Origin of the sequence: Gallionella capsiferriformans ES-2 (genome assembly GCF_000145255.1) — a bacterium.
Taxonomy (GTDB): Bacteria; Pseudomonadota; Gammaproteobacteria; order Burkholderiales; family Gallionellaceae; genus Gallionella; species Gallionella capsiferriformans.
The window spans coordinates 631,020-646,351 of the sequence record NC_014394.1; the positions used below are offsets into that span (position 1 = coordinate 631,020).

Genomic DNA, 15,332 nt, shown 5'->3' on the forward strand with positions numbered 1-15,332 from the left:
CGATATGCAGGTATCATCGCCCCGCTATGAAAAAACTTTATATTAAAACCTATGGCTGCCAGATGAACGAGTACGACTCGGACAAAATGGCGGATGTGATGCGTGCGTGCGACGGCATGGAACAGACTGACAAGATCGAAGAGGCCGATGTCATTCTGTTCAATACCTGTTCGATACGCGAGAAAGCAGAAGAGAAGGTGTTTTCGGATTTGGGGCGTGTGCGCCCGCTCAAGCTGGCCAATCCGAATCTGGTGATCGGCGTGGGCGGCTGTGTCGCAAGTCAAGAGGGCGATGTGATCATCAAACGCGCGCCTTATGTGGACGTGGTGTTCGGGCCGCAAACCCTGCATCGTCTGCCGGAACTGATCAAGGCGCGGCGCGATAGCGGGCGCGCTCAGGTGGACATCAGCTTCCCTGAGATTGAAAAATTCGATCATCTGCCAACGCCTGTGACGACCTCCGCTTCCGCCTTCGTCTCCATCATGGAAGGGTGCAGCAAATACTGTACGTTCTGCGTGGTGCCTTATACGCGTGGTGAAGAAGTGTCGCGCCCCTTGAGCGACGTGATGAAGGATATCGAGGAACTCACCGCTCAGGGCGTCAAGGAAGTGACCCTGATCGGCCAGAACGTCAATGCCTATGCCGGGTTGACCGAGGATGACGATACGGTCGACTTCGCGTATCTGATTCAGGCGATCGCAGCACTGCCCGAGATTGCCCGCATCCGTTATTCGACCTCGCATCCCAGAGATATGAGCCAGCGTCTGATCGACGTCTATGCCACCACGCCGAAGCTGGTGAGCCACTTGCATCTGCCGGTGCAATCCGGTTCAGACCGGGTGCTGGCGGCGATGAAGCGCGGTCATACGGTACTCGAATACAAATCGGTGATCCGCCGTGTACGTGCGCTGCGTCCCGACCTGTGCGTGACCTCCGATTTTATCGTCGGTTTTCCCGGCGAGACCGAAGCTGATTTTGAGGCAACCCTCAAACTGATCGAGGATATCGGCTTCGACAACAGTTTTAGTTATCTGTACAGCCCGCGCCCCGGTACGCCTGCGGCCGAAATGCATGACGACACGCCGCTGGAGGTGAAATCCGCGCGTCTGAAACGATTGCAGGATAAGTTGTCTTCGCTGGAGGACGGCGTGGGGCAGGCGATGTTAGGCTCGGTTCAGCGCGTGCTGGTGGAAGGCATCTCGAAAAAAGACCTGCTGGAAATGGCAGGGCGCACCGACAACAACCGCGTGATCAATTTTCGCGGCTCGCCCGGCATGATCGGCCGTTTTGTGGATGTCAAAGTGACCGAAGTTGTCAGGCACACGTTGCGCGGTGAGCTGGCGGGGATGGTTGCATGAAACCTGCGAATAAAGTTGTCAAGCCTGCGCTCTCGCTTGCCGTGCAATACGTCAGCGCAGCTCAGAATTTGCCCGCCCGCCCGCAGTGGCGGCGCTGGATTAAAGCCGCCTTGCAGCGCGATGTGAGCCTCGCGCTGCGCATCGTCGATGAGGCGGAAGGCCGTGAGCTAAACAAGGCGTATCGGGGGCGGGACTATGCGACCAATGTGCTGACCTTCGTCTATGACGAGGACGATCATTTGTCGGGCGATGTGGTGATCTGTGCGCCGGTGGTGGCGCGTGAAGCCACTGAGCAGGATAAGGATTTGTTGACCCATTATGCGCATCTGGCCATTCACGCCGCTCTGCATCTGCAAGGCTATGACCACGAAGTCGACGCCGAGGCAGAGGAGATGGAAGCGTTGGAAACAGCGCTGATGTTAAAATTGGGGTATCCTGATCCCTATAAAGAAACCTGACAGCCAAAACATGGACGAGCCTGAGAGTCACAAACCCACCTTGCTGGAACGTTTATCCGCGCTGCTGTTGCGCGAACCGGAAGATCGAGAGCAGTTGGTACAACTGCTGCACGGCGCTTACGAAAATAATTTGCTCGATGCAGATGCACTATCGATGATGGAGGGGGTGCTGCAAGTCTCCGAACGTCAGGTGCGCGAAATTATGATCCCCCGCGCGCAGATGGATGTCATCGACATCAGTCAGCCACCTGAAGCATTCATCCCCTTTGTCATTGAAACCGCACACTCGCGTTTCCCGGTCATAGAAGGCGACAAGGATCACATCATCGGCATACTGCTGGCGAAAGATTTGCTGCGTTACTATGCCGGCGAAGAGTTTGATGTGCGCGATATGTTGCGGCCGGTCGTATTCGTTCCGGAATCCAAGCGCCAGAACGTGCTGCTGCGCGAGTTTCGCAGCAATCGCAATCACATTGCGCTGGTCGTCAATGAGTATGGTGGCGTGTCGGGTCTGGTCACCATCGAGGATGTGCTGGAGCAGATCGTCGGCGACATCGAGGATGAATACGATTTTGATGTTGATGAGGACAACATCATCGCCGATGGCGCGGGCCAGTATCGCATCAAGGCCGATACCGAAATCGCCGATTTTAACGCGGTGCTGGGTACGGACTTTAGCGATGAGGATTGTGACACGGTGGGGGGGCTGGTGCTCAAAGCGGCCGGTCGCCTGCCTAAATGTGGTGACCGGGTGCAACTGGACGCCTTTATCTTCACGGTGCTGCGCGCGGACAGTCGCAGGTTATATACTCTGCAGGTAAGTCAGCAAACACCGGGGAATTAATCTTCGCACGGCGGTTTATTTTTCCTTGACGGGTTTGCCGATTGCCAGCGAGTAAAAGCGCTGCGCCAGCCGTGTCGGGTAGGCCATCACCAGCAACGCGGTGAAGGTAATGCTGATCAGCACGACCATGTAAGTGGTATCTCTGATGATCTCGCCCCCCGCCACGCCATATTGCAGCGGCAATGATGCCAGCACGGCGGCCGCCAGTCCCTTGGGAACCATCATTGAGGTGATCGCGGTATCGCGTAGGCTGTAGCCGGGATCGCGGAACACGGCGCGGGTCAGTGCGATGCGCATCAGATAGATCAGCAGCACGATGAGCGCTGCGGTCAGTGTCAGATTCACCGCGCTAAAGTGGATGGAAATGCCAAGGTAGACGAAGAAGTAAGTTCGGAGCAGAAATACCGCTTCGCTGTAAAAAGCCAGATCGATGTCGTTCAGCGGCACGATGTTCCGGTCTATGCTCGGGATGCGATGTAAATTGAATTCTTCAAAATTGCTCAGTGTAAAACCTAACGCCAGCGCCGCGATGGGGCCCGAGAATCCCAGCCCTTCGGTCGCGCCATAGACGATGAACACATAGGCCAGTGTCGATGAGATGGTATTGGGAAAATCGCGCACGCGGCCTAATACCAGCAGCCAGCCTATACCGCCGATCACGCCGATCACGGTTGCAAACACCATCGCCGAGAGCACGCTGCCGATCAGCTTACCGGGCTCTACGCCGCCTTGCGTGTAGATATGCAGCAGCGCAAATACGCCGATAATGCTCAGCACATCCGTCAGCGCAGACTCAAGGATCATCACGGTGGCAGGCTTTTCGGATACGCGCAACACTTTCACCAGCGGGATGATGACAGCGGGAGAGGTGCTCCCCAGCGTCAGACCCAGCATGGTGGCGGGCAAGATGCTAAGCTCCAGCGCGTAGATGCCGACCAAGGTTGCGATGATCGCGGTCAGCACGAAGCAGCCGATGGCAAGTTTACCCGTGGTGGTGAGCGATTTACTCAGCACATTCATCTCAAGCGAGGTGCCGCCTTCGAACAGGATGACCACCAGTGCGATGGTGGCAAACAAGGAGCCGACCTTGCCGAAGTCAGCCGGCGAGACGAACCCCAGCACAGGGCCTAGCACGATACCGACAATCACCAGCACCAGCACATCCGGGATATTGGTTTTGCGAAATTGCAGGGAAAGGAAATGGGCAAAGAACACCATCAGTCCGATGAACAGTATCGTTGTGGACATTTTCGCACCTTGGTTTGAGAGGCTGCGGATTATACATGACGCTCAATGGCCAGACCGGAGTGAGGTTTGCAGGCAAAAAAATTGGCAGCCATTTTCAGGCTGCCAACTGTGTGGGCTACAAAGGCTTAAGGCTCATCAATGAAACAGAATCACTGCTTTGTTGAAGGTGATCCACAGGCCAATTGCGATCGGGATGCCGACAGCAGTCCAAGCGAGCGCTGTTGCCGTATCGAGGCCGCCGTGCGTGATGCCAAAAGAACCTGTAACGAGTTCTTCGTTCACTTCCTTTTGATGGTGAGCCGCTTCGATTTCACGCATTTCCTGTTCGGTCAGATGCCACTTCTTGTCCACCGGTTTGATCAGCCAGTTGGCGATAAAGCCCAGCACTAGGAAGCTTGCCAGTATATACATGGTGAAGTCGTATACCTGTTCGCGCGGCACGCCCGCATTGATCTGCGCTTCTCTGATGTAGTTCACCACCACCGGGCCGATGATGCCGGCTGTCGCCCAGGCGGTCAGCAGGCGGCCGTGGATTGCGCCGACAAATTGCGTGCCGAACATGTCCGCCAGATATGCCGGAACCGTGGCAAAGCCGCCGCCATACATGGACAGGATCACGCAGAAGAACGCGACGAATAAGGCTTGATGGCCCGAGTGCGCCGCCCACGGTGCGAGCGAATACATCGCGATGCCCAGTGCGAAGAACACGAAGTAAGTATTCTTGCGCCCGAGCGTGTCGGAGAGCGAGGCCCAGAAGAAGCGTCCTGCGATGTTAAACAACGAAAGCAATCCGGCAAAACCTGCGGCCAGTGCTGCGATTGATTTTTTCTGATCGTCGTTCAGGTGGACAAAATCGACCTCGGGCAGGCCCAGCAAGCGGCCGCTGAAAATTTCCTGCAACATGGGCGATGCCATGCCGAGCACGCCGATGCCGGCGCTGACGTTCAGGCACAGCACCGCCCAGATCAGCCAGAATTGCGGCGTTTTGTGCACGTTCTTTACATGCACGTTGTTGTCCGAGATCAGCGCATGCTGAGTCTCAGGCCGGCTCCAGCCTTCCAGTTTCCAGCCGGTTGGCGGCACGCGGTAACCGAATGCGCCGCAGGTCATCGCGATGAAATATACGACGCCCATGGTAGCGAAGGTCTCCCACACACCGATGCTGGTCGGGGTGCGGAAATGCTCCATCAGCATGTTGGCCAGCGGAGCGCCTATCATCGCGCCGCCGCCGAAGCCCATGATGGCCATGCCGGTTGCCATGCCGCGTTTATCCGGGAACCATTTGATCAGCGTGGAAACGGGCGAGATATAGCCCAAACCCAGACCAATGCCGCCGATGAAACCCGATCCTAACCACATCAGCCAGAGCTGGTGGATATACACGCCGTAGGCGGAAATCAGCAAACCGCCACCCCAGCACACCGCGGCGGTAAACCCTGCGCGACGCGGCCCCACGCGTTCGAGCCAGCCGCCCCAGATTGCGGCAGAGGAACCCAGTAACAGGAAGAACAAGGTGTACATCCAGCCCAGATCGCTGATTTTCCAGTCGCAAGAGGTCGCGAATAAGGCATCGATCAGTCCCGATTCGGCGGGGCAGGCAACCTGCGTCGTGATGCCGACGGATTTGGATAACGGCAGCCAGAACACGGAAAAGCCATAGGCCATGCCAATACACAGGTGAATGGCGAGCGCAGCGGGGGGAACCAGCCAGCGGTTAAACCCTGCGCGGGCGACGGTGCGCTCACGGGCGAGCCAGCCTGAAGGGGTGCCGGTTGATAAATTGGGTGTGGTCATAAGCAGCTTTCTTGATGAAGGTTAAAGTGTTGAATGTGGTTTAGCAGGCGTTCAGATTGCGTAGCCTGAACTGGTTGATGACGCGATTTAACAGTTCGGCTGAGGGCGGCTGTACCGTTTTTAACTGGTAGGGGTATCCCAACTCCTCCCATTTGTGTTCGCCCATTTTATGGAAGGGCAATACTTCGACGCGTTCCACGCCGTCCAGTGTGGCGACGAAATCGGCCAGTTTTTCCACGTCGTCAATCGCATCGGTGTAACCTGGCACCAGTACGTAGCGTATCCACATCTTCTTGCCCATCGCCGACATCCTGCGTGCAAAATCGAGCGTCGGCTGGACGGGGTTCGCGGTCAGCGCATGATGTTTTGCAGGGTCGATGTGTTTGATGTCGAGCAAAATCAGGTCGACATTGTCAAACCAGTCGTCTTGCAGGTGGGCGCCTAAAAATCCCTGCGTGTCGAGCGTGGTGTGCAGGTGCAGCTCGTGTTTTGCGCGGTAGAAGATTTCCCCGATATAGTGCGCCTGCATCAGCGGCTCGCCACCTGAAATGGTCAGTCCGCCGGTTGCGCGAAGAAATCTGGCGTACTTCTTTAATTTGCTGAGGACTTCATCCACTTGCATCAGTTTGCCGTTGTGCAATTTTACGGTATCGGGATTGTGGCAATACAGGCAGCGAAACTGGCAGCCGGAGACGAAAACCACGAAGCGCATGCCGGGGCCATCGACGGCACTGCTGGTCACGAATGAATGCACAAAGCCTGACAGTCGACCGTTTTCGTCGACGCAGGCAGGGGCAATATAGTTAGGATGTCTTGATTCGGTTTGCATGATCGGGTATCGCCATCATCGAAGGCCTGAATTTTTAACAGTGCAGATGGAAAGTCCGGTTAATGACATCGAGCTGCTGTTCGCGGGTCAGCTTGATGAAATTGACCGCATAGCCCGAGACGCGCAGCGTTAATTGCGGGTAATTTTCCGGATGTTCCATCGCGTCGAGCAGCGTTTCCTTATTCAGCACGTTGACATTGACGTGAAAACCGTTCGACGTGCAAAACATATCCAGACAGTTGGTCAGATTGTCGACGCGGTCTGTCAGGGTGCGTCCCAGCGCGTCCGGCGTACAGGTGGCGGTCCATGAAATGCCATCGAGTGCGGCCAGATAGGGTAGCTTTGCGACTGAGGCACCGGAGGCGACAAAGCCCTGCGTATCGCGGCCGTTCATCGGATTGGCGCCGGGTGCAAAAGGCTCGCCGGTTCTTCTGCCGTCCGGGGTGTTGCCGGTCTTTTTGCCGTACACCACGTTGGAGGTAATCGTCAGTACCGACTGGGTCGGCACGCTGTCGCGGTAGGTCTTGTGTTTACGGATTTTATCCATGAACGTCTCGACCAGCCACACCGCGATTTGATCGACGCGATTGTCGTTGTTGCCGTAGGCCGGATATTCGCCTTCAATGGCAAAGTCGGTCGCGATACCCTGGTCGTTACGGATTACTTTGACGCGGGCGTATTTGATCGCGGACAGCGAATCAGCTACCACAGACAGACCGGCAATGCCGCAGGCCATGGTGCGCAGGATGTCGCGGTCGTGCAGCGCCATTTCGATGCGTTCGTAATGGTATTTGTCGTGCATGTAGTGTATGGCATTCAAGGCCTTGATGTAGGTCGTGGCAAGCCAGTCCATCATCTGCTCGAATTTATCGATCACTTCATCATAGTTCAGATAGTCGGCGGTGATCGGGGTAAAGCCGTGAGCGATCTTGACGCCGGATTTTTCATCTACGCCGCCGTTGATCGCATACAGCATGGTCTTGGCCAGATTACAGCGCGCACCGAAGAACTGCATCTGTTTGCCGATGCGCATCGCCGAGACGCAGCACGCGATGGCGTAATCATCGCCCCAGTGTTCGCGCATTAAATCATCCGATTCATACTGGATCGCACTGGTCTCGATGGAGGCTTTGGAACAGAAGTTCTTGAAGCCCTGCGGCAGCGATTTTGACCACAACACGGTCAGATTGGGCTCGGGCGCAGGGCCCAGATTGTAGAGGGTGTTGAGGAAGCGGAAGCTGTTTTTAGTGACCAGCGTGCGGCCATCTTCGCCCATGCCGCCGATCGCTTCGGTGACCCAGGCAGGATCGCCGGAGAACAGTAAGTCGTATTCAGGGGTGCGCAAAAAGCGCACGATGCGCAATTTGATGACCAGATCGTCCATCAGTTCCTGTGCCTGCGATTCGGTCAGCACGCCTGTTGCTAGGTCGCGTTCGAGATAGATGTCAAGGAAGGACGAAATCCGCCCGATCGACATTGCCGCCCCGTTTTGTTCCTTGATTGCGGCCAGATAGCCGAAATAGGTCCATTGCACCGCCTCGCGCGCAGAGGCCGCAGGCGTGCCGATATCGAAGCCGTAGGTTGCCGCCATCTGCTTGAGTTCTGTGAGTGCCCGGATTTGTTCGGATAACTCTTCGCGCATGCGCAGCACGTCTTCGCTGAACACCGCGTTGTCGAGTTCTGACTTTTCGCGCTGCTTGTCGCGAACCAGAAAGTCGATGCCGTACAGCGCGACGCGGCGATAATCCCCCACGATGCGCCCGCGCCCGTAGGCGTCGGGCAGTCCTGTGATGATGCCGGATTTGCGGCAGGCGAGAATGTCAGGGCTGTAGGCGTCGAACACGCCCTGATTGTGATCCTTGCGATACAGCTGGAAGGCTTCTTTGACTTTCGGGTTCAGTGTGTAGCCGTAAGCCTCAAGGCCGGCTTCAACCATGCGCAATCCGCCGTTAGGGATGATAGCGCGTTTGAGCGGCGCATCGGTCTGCAGGCCGACGATCAGTTCGAGTGTCTGGTTGATGTAACCGGGCGTATGGGCTGTGATCGATGAACCGATGTCGGCTGAGACATCCAGTACGCCCTTGATGCGCTCTTCTTTGATAAGCACCGAGAGCTCGCGCCATAGTTGCTGCGTGCGCGCCGTGGCCGGGGCTAAAAACTGCTCGCCGCCTTCATAGGGCGTGTAATTGAGCTGGATGAAGTCGCGCACGGACACGCGCTGTTGCCATTGACCGCCGGTAAATCCGGTCCAGCAGGCAGGCTGCAAATTATCTTGGGGGGCGTTCATAAACACTTTCAATTTCATCGCTATTCGGGCGATTAGGCTATTTATTCAGGGTGATTGTTTTGCAATGCACGGTGACTATATAGGGGAAATATTGAAATTTCGTTGCAGTCGCGAACAAACGGCAAGTAAATCTCGATACAATGCGCATCAGTTGATTGCTAAACCGAGGATTGTGTGGTTTTTCACTGCCGCAATTATAACTCATCGACTCGCTCACGACCAAAACACGTGCAGCGGTCATTGATGCTGTTGCTGCGGCCTTAAATTTTTTCCTTTATCTAAATGACAACATCCCGTTTTCCCGCATTGCAGTGGTTGCTTTTTGTTGTGCCAGCCTTGCTGTTGCTCTACTGGCTCAGCCCCATCCTGACGCCTTTTGTGGCAGCGGCGATACTCGCCTATATCTGCAATCCGCTGGTGCGTCGTCTCGTCGTTTTGAAGTTGCCGCGAGCGGCGGCGGTGGTGATGGTGATGGTTTTTTTGATGCTGTTGTTCGCAGGTCTGTTGCTGATCATGCTGCCGCTGCTGGAAAAGGAAATCAGCCTGTTTATGGTGCGCCTCCCCGATTTGATCGAGATGTTGCGGGCTAGTCTGCTGCCGAAGCTGCAACTCTTGTTTGGTGCAGAACTGCAATGGGATAGCACGCTGCTGAAAAACTGGTTGTTGAGTCACTGGCAGTCGGCAGGCGGGGTGGCTGAAAAGCTGCTGCCCTGGTTGTCGAGCAGCGGCGGCAAAATTCTCAATGTGGCGATGAACCTGTTGTTGATTCCGGTCGCGATGTTTTATTTTTTGCGCGATGGGGGATTAATGTCCGCCAAATTTGATGCGCTGATTCCGCGTCACTGGCACGCTAAGGTGTGCGAGATCAGCGCCGAGGTAGACCGTGTGCTGGCGGAATTTTTGCGCGGACAAATCTCAGTCATGTTGCTGATGAGTGCTTTTTATAGTCTAGTGTTATGGGCGGTGGGGCTCGAATTTGCCTTGCCGATCGGCATTGTTGCCGGGATGCTGGTGTTCATTCCCTATCTGGGTATGGTGATTGGGCTGCTGCTGGCGACGCTGGCGGCCGTGATGCAATTTAGCGAATTAAGTAGCGTAGTGTGGGTGTGGGGCGTATTCGGCGCCGGTCAGATGCTAGAGGGTACCCTGGTCACGCCATGGCTAGTTGGCGAGCGGATCGGTCTGCATCCGCTGGCGGTTATTTTTGCGCTGCTGGCTTTCGGTCAGTTGTTTGGCTTTTTCGGCGTGCTGCTGGCCTTGCCGATGTCGGCCATCCTGTTAGTTGGATTACGTCACGGCACGATCTGGTATCTGTCCAGCCGGATGTACGGTAAGCAATGAATCAGTTACTGCTGGATATCACGCCTGACTGGTGGCCGACCTTCGATAATTTTGTCGCGGGCGGCAATGCCGAATTGTTGTCTGTACTGCATCAAGCCTTGTCCGGCGAGAGCACGGATCGGTGTGTGTATGTATGGGGGGCGGACGGCAGCGGCAAGAGCCATTTGCTGCAAGCCTGTGTCGGGGTGGCGCAAAACGCGCATCTAAATGCGATTTATGCGCAAGGCTATGTGCCTGAGCCTGCTGAGGTGGTGGCGGTTGACGATGCCGATACGCTCGATGAAGCGGGACAAATCGAATTGTTCAATTTATACAACTGGATGCGTGACAGTGGCGGCATGCTGCTGGTTTCCGGGCTGAGCTCTCCGTTGCATCTGAATGTGCGCGCTGATTTGCGCACTCGTTTAGGATGGGGGCTGGTATATCAGGTGCAGGGGCTGAGCGACGAAGAGAAGGCCTTGGCGCTGGTAGGGCACGCGCAGGGCAGGGGATTTGCGCTGGCACCGGAAGTTGTGCAGTATCTGCTGCGTCACGGGCGTCGCGATCTGCCGAGTTTGCTGACGGTGCTCGACGCACTCGATGAGCACTCGCTGCGCCTGCACCGTGCCCCTTCGATCCCCTTGCTCAAGGAAGTGATGCAATTTGAAATCAATCTGGGAAGCTGACTGACATGAATTTAGCCTTATTTGATCTGGATAATACGCTGCTTAACGGCGACAGCGATTTTGAGTGGTCGCAATTTTTGATTCGCATCGGCATACTCGATCGCGAACTGTTCGAGGTAAAAAATCAAGCCTTTTACGATCAGTACAAGGCGGGCACGCTTGATATCCATGAGTTTTTAGACTTTCAGCTCAAGCCCTTGTCGCGCCACTCGCGTAAGACGCTCGACACTTGGCACGCGCAGTTTATGCGCCAGAGCGTGATGCCGATGGTGACACAAGCCTCGCGCGATCTGGTGCAGCGGCACCGGCAGGCGGGGGACGTCTGCGTCATCATCACTGCGACTAACAGCTTTGTCACCGCACCGATTGCGTGTGAGTTCGGCATCGAGCATCTGATTGCGACCGAACCTGAACACATCGAGGGCGAATTTACCGGTCGCGTTGCCGACGTGCCGTGTTTCCGCGAGGGAAAAATCACGCGGTTGACGAACTGGTTGAATTCACACGGCTGGACGCTGGAGAGTTTCGAGAACAGCACTTTTTACAGCGATTCGCTCAACGATCTGCCGCTGATGTGCAAGGTGAAACATCCTGTCGCTGCAAACCCCGATGAGACCTTGCGTGCGCATGCCGTGCAGCATGGCTGGGACATCATCAATTTACGCTAGCGGCACGGGTTTTCTTGTACAATTTATCAGCGAAGGCTGTATGAAATCATTGCGTAAAGGGGGACTGTTATGAAGCCGCATAACTATATCGGGTATGAGAAAGTCATGCACGAAGCGCTGGTCGCGGCGCGTGGTGCGAAGGTGGGCACCCATGAAGATAAAATTCATGCGCTCGAACGTAAACTCGAAACATCCAAGTTGTCGCATCTGGAAATAGCGGAAATTCAGAAGCAACTCAAACACTTGCGTTCCCGTTAAGTCACAGCCACTCCCGTGCGGAGTGGCTGATTCCTGCCCTATTTCAACTCGTTGATGAAATTTCTGATCGTCAGCACCCGTTGAGTTAAATCCGTATGTTTGACCTCGATGCGCAGTTTGTCCTGTCCGATCATTTTGATGTAGCGGCGGCTTTGGATCAGCGTGATGATTTTCATCGGGTCGATCGGCGGATTTTGCACGAACTGAATCTGAATGGCCTCATCCGACGCATCCACTTTGCAGATTCCTAACGGTTTGGCGGCAATGCGCAGGCGATGGCTGTCGAGCAGTGTTTGCGCGGCCTCCGGCAGCAGGCCGAATCGGTCGATCAATTCTTGATGCATGGAGTCGAGTTCAGGCTGGTTCGTGCAATTGGCCAGCCGTTTGTAGATCACCAGCCGCTGGTGGATGTCGCCGCAATACTCATCAGGGAGTAGTGCCGGGCTGTGCAGATTGATTTCGGTGGTGACGCCGAGCGGGTGCGCCATGTCCGGCTCACGCCCCTGCTTGAGGGAGGCAACGGCGGCATTGAGCATTTCGGTATACAGCGAAAACCCGATTTCCTGCATCTCGCCGCTTTGCGATTCGCCCAGCACTTCGCCCGCTCCGCGTATTTCCAGATCGTGCATCGCCAGAAAAAAGCCGCTGCCCAGTTGTTCCATCGCCTGTATCGCTTCCAGACGTTTTTTGGCCTGTACGGTCAGGCCGTCCAGACTGTCCACCAGCAGATAAGCGTACGCCTGATGGTGTGATCGTCCGACACGGCCTCGCAACTGGTGCAATTGCGCAAGGCCGAAGCGGTCTGCGCGATTCATGATGATGGTGTTGGCGGTGGGTACATCGATGCCGGTCTCGATGATGGTGGTGCACAACAGGATGTTAAAACGCTGCTGATAGAAGTCGCGCATGACGGCCTCTAACTCGCGCTCGCCCATCTGGCCGTGTGCGGTGCGGATGCGCGCCTCAGGCAGCAACTCTGTCAGCTTTTCCGCCATGTTGGCGATGGTGTCCACCTCGTTGTGCAGGAAATACACCTGACCGCCGCGCTTGAGTTCGCGCAGCACCGCTTCGCGGATCACGCCCTGGCTATAGGCGCTGACGAAGGTTTTAATGGACAAGCGCCGCTGCGGGGCGGTCGCGATGATGGAAAAGTCGCGCAGTCCTTCGAGCGACATCGCAAGTGTCCTCGGAATCGGCGTGGCGGTCAGCGTCAGGATATCCACTTCGGCGCGTAATGCTTTCAGGCGTTCCTTCTGCTGCACGCCGAAACGGTGTTCCTCATCGATAATCAGCAGCCCCAGATTGTCGAATTCGATGCCTTTCTGGATCAGTTTGTGGGTGCCGATGATGATGTCGAGTTTGCCCTCAGCCATTTCTTTTAAGGCCTGCGTCTGTTCTTTGGCCGAACGGAAGCGCGACAGCTCGCCGATGCGGATCGGCCAGTCGGCGAAACGGGTGGAGAAATTCTGGTAGTGCTGTTCGGCAAGCAGCGTGGTTGGCACCAGCACGGCAACCTGTTTGCCGTCCATGACGGCGACGAACGCGGCGCGCAGGGCGACTTCGGTTTTGCCGAACCCGACGTCACCGCAAATCAGTCTGTCCATCGGTTTTCCCGATTGCAGGTCTTCGATGACGGCGTTGATGGCGGCGGCCTGATCGGGCGTTTCTTCGAACCCGAAGCCTGCGGCAAATTCTTCATAATCGCGCAGCGTCAGTTTGAAGGCATGCCCCTTGCGGGTGGCGCGCTGGGCGTAGATGTTCAGAAGCTCGGCAGCGGTGTCGCGTACCTGTTGCATTGCACGGCGTTTAGCCTTATCCCATGCGCCGTTGCCGAGTTTGTGTAGCGGGGCGGTATCATGCGCCCCTCCGCTGTAGCGGCCGATCACATGCAGTAGCGATACCGGCACGTATAACTTATCGGAGCCTGCATATTCGAGCAGCAGGAATTCGCCCATTCCTTCGCCCAGATCCAGATTGACCAGACCCTGATAGCGCGCAATGCCGTGCTGCTCGTGCACCACCGGGTCGCCAACCTTGAGTTCGGACAGGTCGCGCAACATACCTTCGATGTTGGTTTTTTTAGCGATTCGGGCCGCGCGGTTGCGGGGCATGGAGGCATACAGCTCGCTCTCGGTTACGATGGCTAAGCGTTCATCCGGCAGCAAGAAGCCGTTTTGCAGCGGCGCGATGCACAGCATGAACCGGGCCTTGTGCTGCAAGAAAACGGCGAAATTTTCGCATACTTCCGCTTTCAGGCCATATTCCTGCAAATAGCCCGACATGATTTCGCGCCGCCCCAGGCTGTCCGCCAGCAGCAGCGTGCGTCCGTCATACGTTTGTAGAAATTGTGCAAAGGCCTGTGTCGGCATCTCGGCGTGACGGTTGACCGCGATGTTGGGCAGTTTGTCGGTCGCGCAAGGGGTGAGATTGGCGGAGTCGCCATCCGGCGCAATATCGAGCCTTGCGAATGCGCGGGCGGCAATAAAAAATTCCTCGGCATCCATGAACAAATCCGCCAGCGGCAGCAGCGGGTGTTGCGGGTCGCCTCGTAGCAGGTTGTAGCGCGAGGCGGCATCCACGCCGAACTGCGCAATCGCCGCATCCACATTACCATGCAGGCACAGCGTGGCATTTTTCGGCAGATAGTCGAATACGGTGGCGGTCTTGTCGAAGAACAGCGGCAGGTAATACTCGATCCCTGCCGGTGCATTGCCTTTGCTGACTTCTTTGTAGATGCGCGACTTGGACGGGTCGCCCTCGAACAGGTCGCGGAAACGCTGGCGAAAATGCGCCTGACCTTTTTCATCCAGCGGAAATTCCCGCGCGGGTAGCAGGCGGATTTCAGGAACCGGATACAGGGTGCGTTGCGTGTCCACGTCAAACGTTGAAATGCTCTCAATTTCATCGTCGAATAAATCGATGCGATACGGTAGCACGCTGCCCATGGCAAACAAGTCGATGATGCCGCCTCTGACGCAGAATTCGCCGGGCGACAACACCTGTTGCACGTGGCTGTAGCCGGCGAATGTCATCTGTTCGCGCAAGGCCGGCAGATTGAGTTTTTCGCCGCGTTTGATAAAAAAGGTGAACGCGGCCAGATATTCAGCCGGTGGCAACGGGTAGAGCGCGGTCGTGACCGGCACCACCAGCACGTCGCACGACTGACTGCGCACATGGTGCAGTGTGGACAGGCGTTCTGAGATCAGGTCCTGATGCGGCGAGAAATGGTCGTACGGCAACGTCTCCCAGTCAGGCAGCAGGTGTACGCGCAAGTCGGGCGCGAAGAACGGTATTTCCTCGATGAGTCGCTGGGCCTCATTCGCATTCGCCGTGATGACCACCAGGGGCTTATGTTGATCAGCAAATTGCGCCAGTGCCAGCGCGTCGGAGGAGCCGATAAGGCGGGTATAGCGGGGGCGTGTGTGGGTCGATGTGAACAGCATGGCTGAAATCTGAAGACGAATAGCCGTGCATTATCCAAGAAAAACCGCTCATCCGCATCCGTGATTGCAAAGCTTGCGTGTAAGCAGGAAATTAATCGCAGATAGCGCGTGCGCATTCGGTCTGCGTAGCGCGGTACGA

12 protein-coding genes are annotated in these 15,332 nt (G+C 56.2%); 7 read left to right on the forward strand and 5 right to left on the reverse strand.

The window, feature by feature from the left end; all coding sequences use genetic code 11:
* Nucleotides 1–26: 26 nt before the first annotated feature.
* From miaB to GALF_RS03020, 3 genes are read left to right on the forward strand one after another with little or no spacing between them, the layout of a single operon-like run.
* A complete protein-coding gene (miaB, locus tag GALF_RS03010; protein WP_013292579.1) occupies nt 27–1,358 on the forward strand; it encodes a tRNA (N6-isopentenyl adenosine(37)-C2)-methylthiotransferase MiaB in 1,332 nt (443 codons plus the stop codon).
* Nucleotides 1,355–1,816, forward strand: a complete 462-nt coding sequence (gene ybeY / locus GALF_RS03015; protein WP_013292580.1) for an rRNA maturation RNase YbeY — start codon at nt 1,355–1,357, stop codon at nt 1,814–1,816. Before miaB ends, ybeY begins: the two co-directional genes overlap by 4 nt.
* Nucleotides 1,817–1,826: 10 nt before the next feature.
* Complete coding sequence (locus GALF_RS03020; RefSeq protein WP_013292581.1) at nt 1,827–2,660, forward strand: HlyC/CorC family transporter; 834 nt, start codon at nt 1,827–1,829, stop codon at nt 2,658–2,660.
* 15 nt (nt 2,661–2,675) lie between these two features.
* Here the strand turns inward: GALF_RS03020 and GALF_RS03025 are convergent, their stop codons facing one another.
* The 4 genes from GALF_RS03025 to pflB form a co-directional block, all read right to left on the reverse strand.
* Nucleotides 2,676–3,908, reverse strand: a complete 1,233-nt coding sequence (locus tag GALF_RS03025) for a cation:proton antiporter (RefSeq protein ID WP_013292582.1) — start codon at nt 3,906–3,908, stop codon at nt 2,676–2,678.
* Between the two features lie 135 nt (nt 3,909–4,043).
* Nucleotides 4,044–5,702 (reverse strand): OFA family MFS transporter, encoded by a 1,659-nt coding sequence (locus GALF_RS03030; protein ID WP_013292584.1) that lies wholly within the window; start codon nt 5,700–5,702, stop codon nt 4,044–4,046.
* A 40-nt stretch (nt 5,703–5,742) separates the two neighbouring features.
* Nucleotides 5,743–6,531: a pyruvate formate-lyase-activating protein gene (pflA, locus tag GALF_RS03035; RefSeq protein ID WP_013292585.1), complete on the reverse strand. Its 789-nt coding sequence runs from the start codon at nt 6,529–6,531 to the stop codon at nt 5,743–5,745.
* A 34-nt stretch (nt 6,532–6,565) separates the two neighbouring features.
* Nucleotides 6,566–8,818: a formate C-acetyltransferase gene (gene pflB, locus GALF_RS03040; protein WP_041938209.1), complete on the reverse strand. Its 2,253-nt coding sequence runs from the start codon at nt 8,816–8,818 to the stop codon at nt 6,566–6,568.
* 282 nt (nt 8,819–9,100) lie between these two features.
* Between pflB and GALF_RS03050 the strand changes: the two genes are divergently transcribed.
* The 4 genes from GALF_RS03050 (at nt 9,101) to GALF_RS03065 (ending at nt 11,750) form a co-directional block, all read left to right on the forward strand.
* On the forward strand, nt 9,101–10,159 hold the full coding sequence (locus tag GALF_RS03050; RefSeq protein WP_013292587.1) for an AI-2E family transporter: 1,059 nt from the start codon (nt 9,101–9,103) through the stop codon (nt 10,157–10,159).
* The gene (hda, locus tag GALF_RS03055; RefSeq protein WP_013292588.1) at nt 10,156–10,824 is read left to right on the forward strand and encodes a DnaA regulatory inactivator Hda; all 669 of its coding nucleotides are present in this window, start codon (nt 10,156–10,158) and stop codon (nt 10,822–10,824) included. Before GALF_RS03050 ends, hda begins: the two co-directional genes overlap by 4 nt.
* A gap of 5 nt (nt 10,825–10,829) precedes the next feature.
* Entirely contained in the window at nt 10,830–11,492 is a 663-nt protein-coding gene (locus tag GALF_RS03060; RefSeq protein WP_013292589.1) for a histidinol-phosphatase, read from the forward strand.
* Between the two features lie 69 nt (nt 11,493–11,561).
* Entirely contained in the window at nt 11,562–11,750 is a 189-nt protein-coding gene (locus tag GALF_RS03065) for a hypothetical protein (protein WP_013292590.1), read from the forward strand.
* 38 nt (nt 11,751–11,788) lie between these two features.
* Here GALF_RS03065 and mfd read toward each other — a convergent pair whose 3' ends face one another.
* Nucleotides 11,789–15,193: a transcription-repair coupling factor gene (gene mfd / locus GALF_RS03070; protein ID WP_013292591.1), complete on the reverse strand. Its 3,405-nt coding sequence runs from the start codon at nt 15,191–15,193 to the stop codon at nt 11,789–11,791.
* Nucleotides 15,194–15,332 lie beyond the last annotated feature (139 nt).

Excerpts from the sequence above, each read along its gene's own strand:
- miaB (WP_013292579.1), top strand. The coding sequence starts at position 27 with ATGAAAAAACTTTATATTAAAACCTATGGCTGCCAGATGAACGAGTAC.
- ybeY (WP_013292580.1), top strand. The coding sequence starts at position 1,355 with ATGAAACCTGCGAATAAAGTTGTCAAGCCTGCGCTCTCGCTTGCCGTG.
- GALF_RS03020 (WP_013292581.1), top strand. The coding sequence starts at position 1,827 with ATGGACGAGCCTGAGAGTCACAAACCCACCTTGCTGGAACGTTTATCC.
- GALF_RS03025 (WP_013292582.1), bottom strand. The coding sequence starts at position 3,908 with ATGTCCACAACGATACTGTTCATCGGACTGATGGTGTTCTTTGCCCAT.
- GALF_RS03030 (WP_013292584.1), bottom strand. The coding sequence starts at position 5,702 with ATGACCACACCCAATTTATCAACCGGCACCCCTTCAGGCTGGCTCGCC.
- pflA (WP_013292585.1), bottom strand. The coding sequence starts at position 6,531 with ATGCAAACCGAATCAAGACATCCTAACTATATTGCCCCTGCCTGCGTC.
- pflB (WP_041938209.1), bottom strand. The coding sequence starts at position 8,818 with ATGAACGCCCCCCAAGATAATTTGCAGCCTGCCTGCTGGACCGGATTT.
- GALF_RS03050 (WP_013292587.1), top strand. The coding sequence starts at position 9,101 with ATGACAACATCCCGTTTTCCCGCATTGCAGTGGTTGCTTTTTGTTGTG.
- hda (WP_013292588.1), top strand. The coding sequence starts at position 10,156 with ATGAATCAGTTACTGCTGGATATCACGCCTGACTGGTGGCCGACCTTC.
- GALF_RS03060 (WP_013292589.1), top strand. The coding sequence starts at position 10,830 with ATGAATTTAGCCTTATTTGATCTGGATAATACGCTGCTTAACGGCGAC.
- GALF_RS03065 (WP_013292590.1), top strand. The coding sequence starts at position 11,562 with ATGAAGCCGCATAACTATATCGGGTATGAGAAAGTCATGCACGAAGCG.
- mfd (WP_013292591.1), bottom strand. The coding sequence starts at position 15,193 with ATGCTGTTCACATCGACCCACACACGCCCCCGCTATACCCGCCTTATC.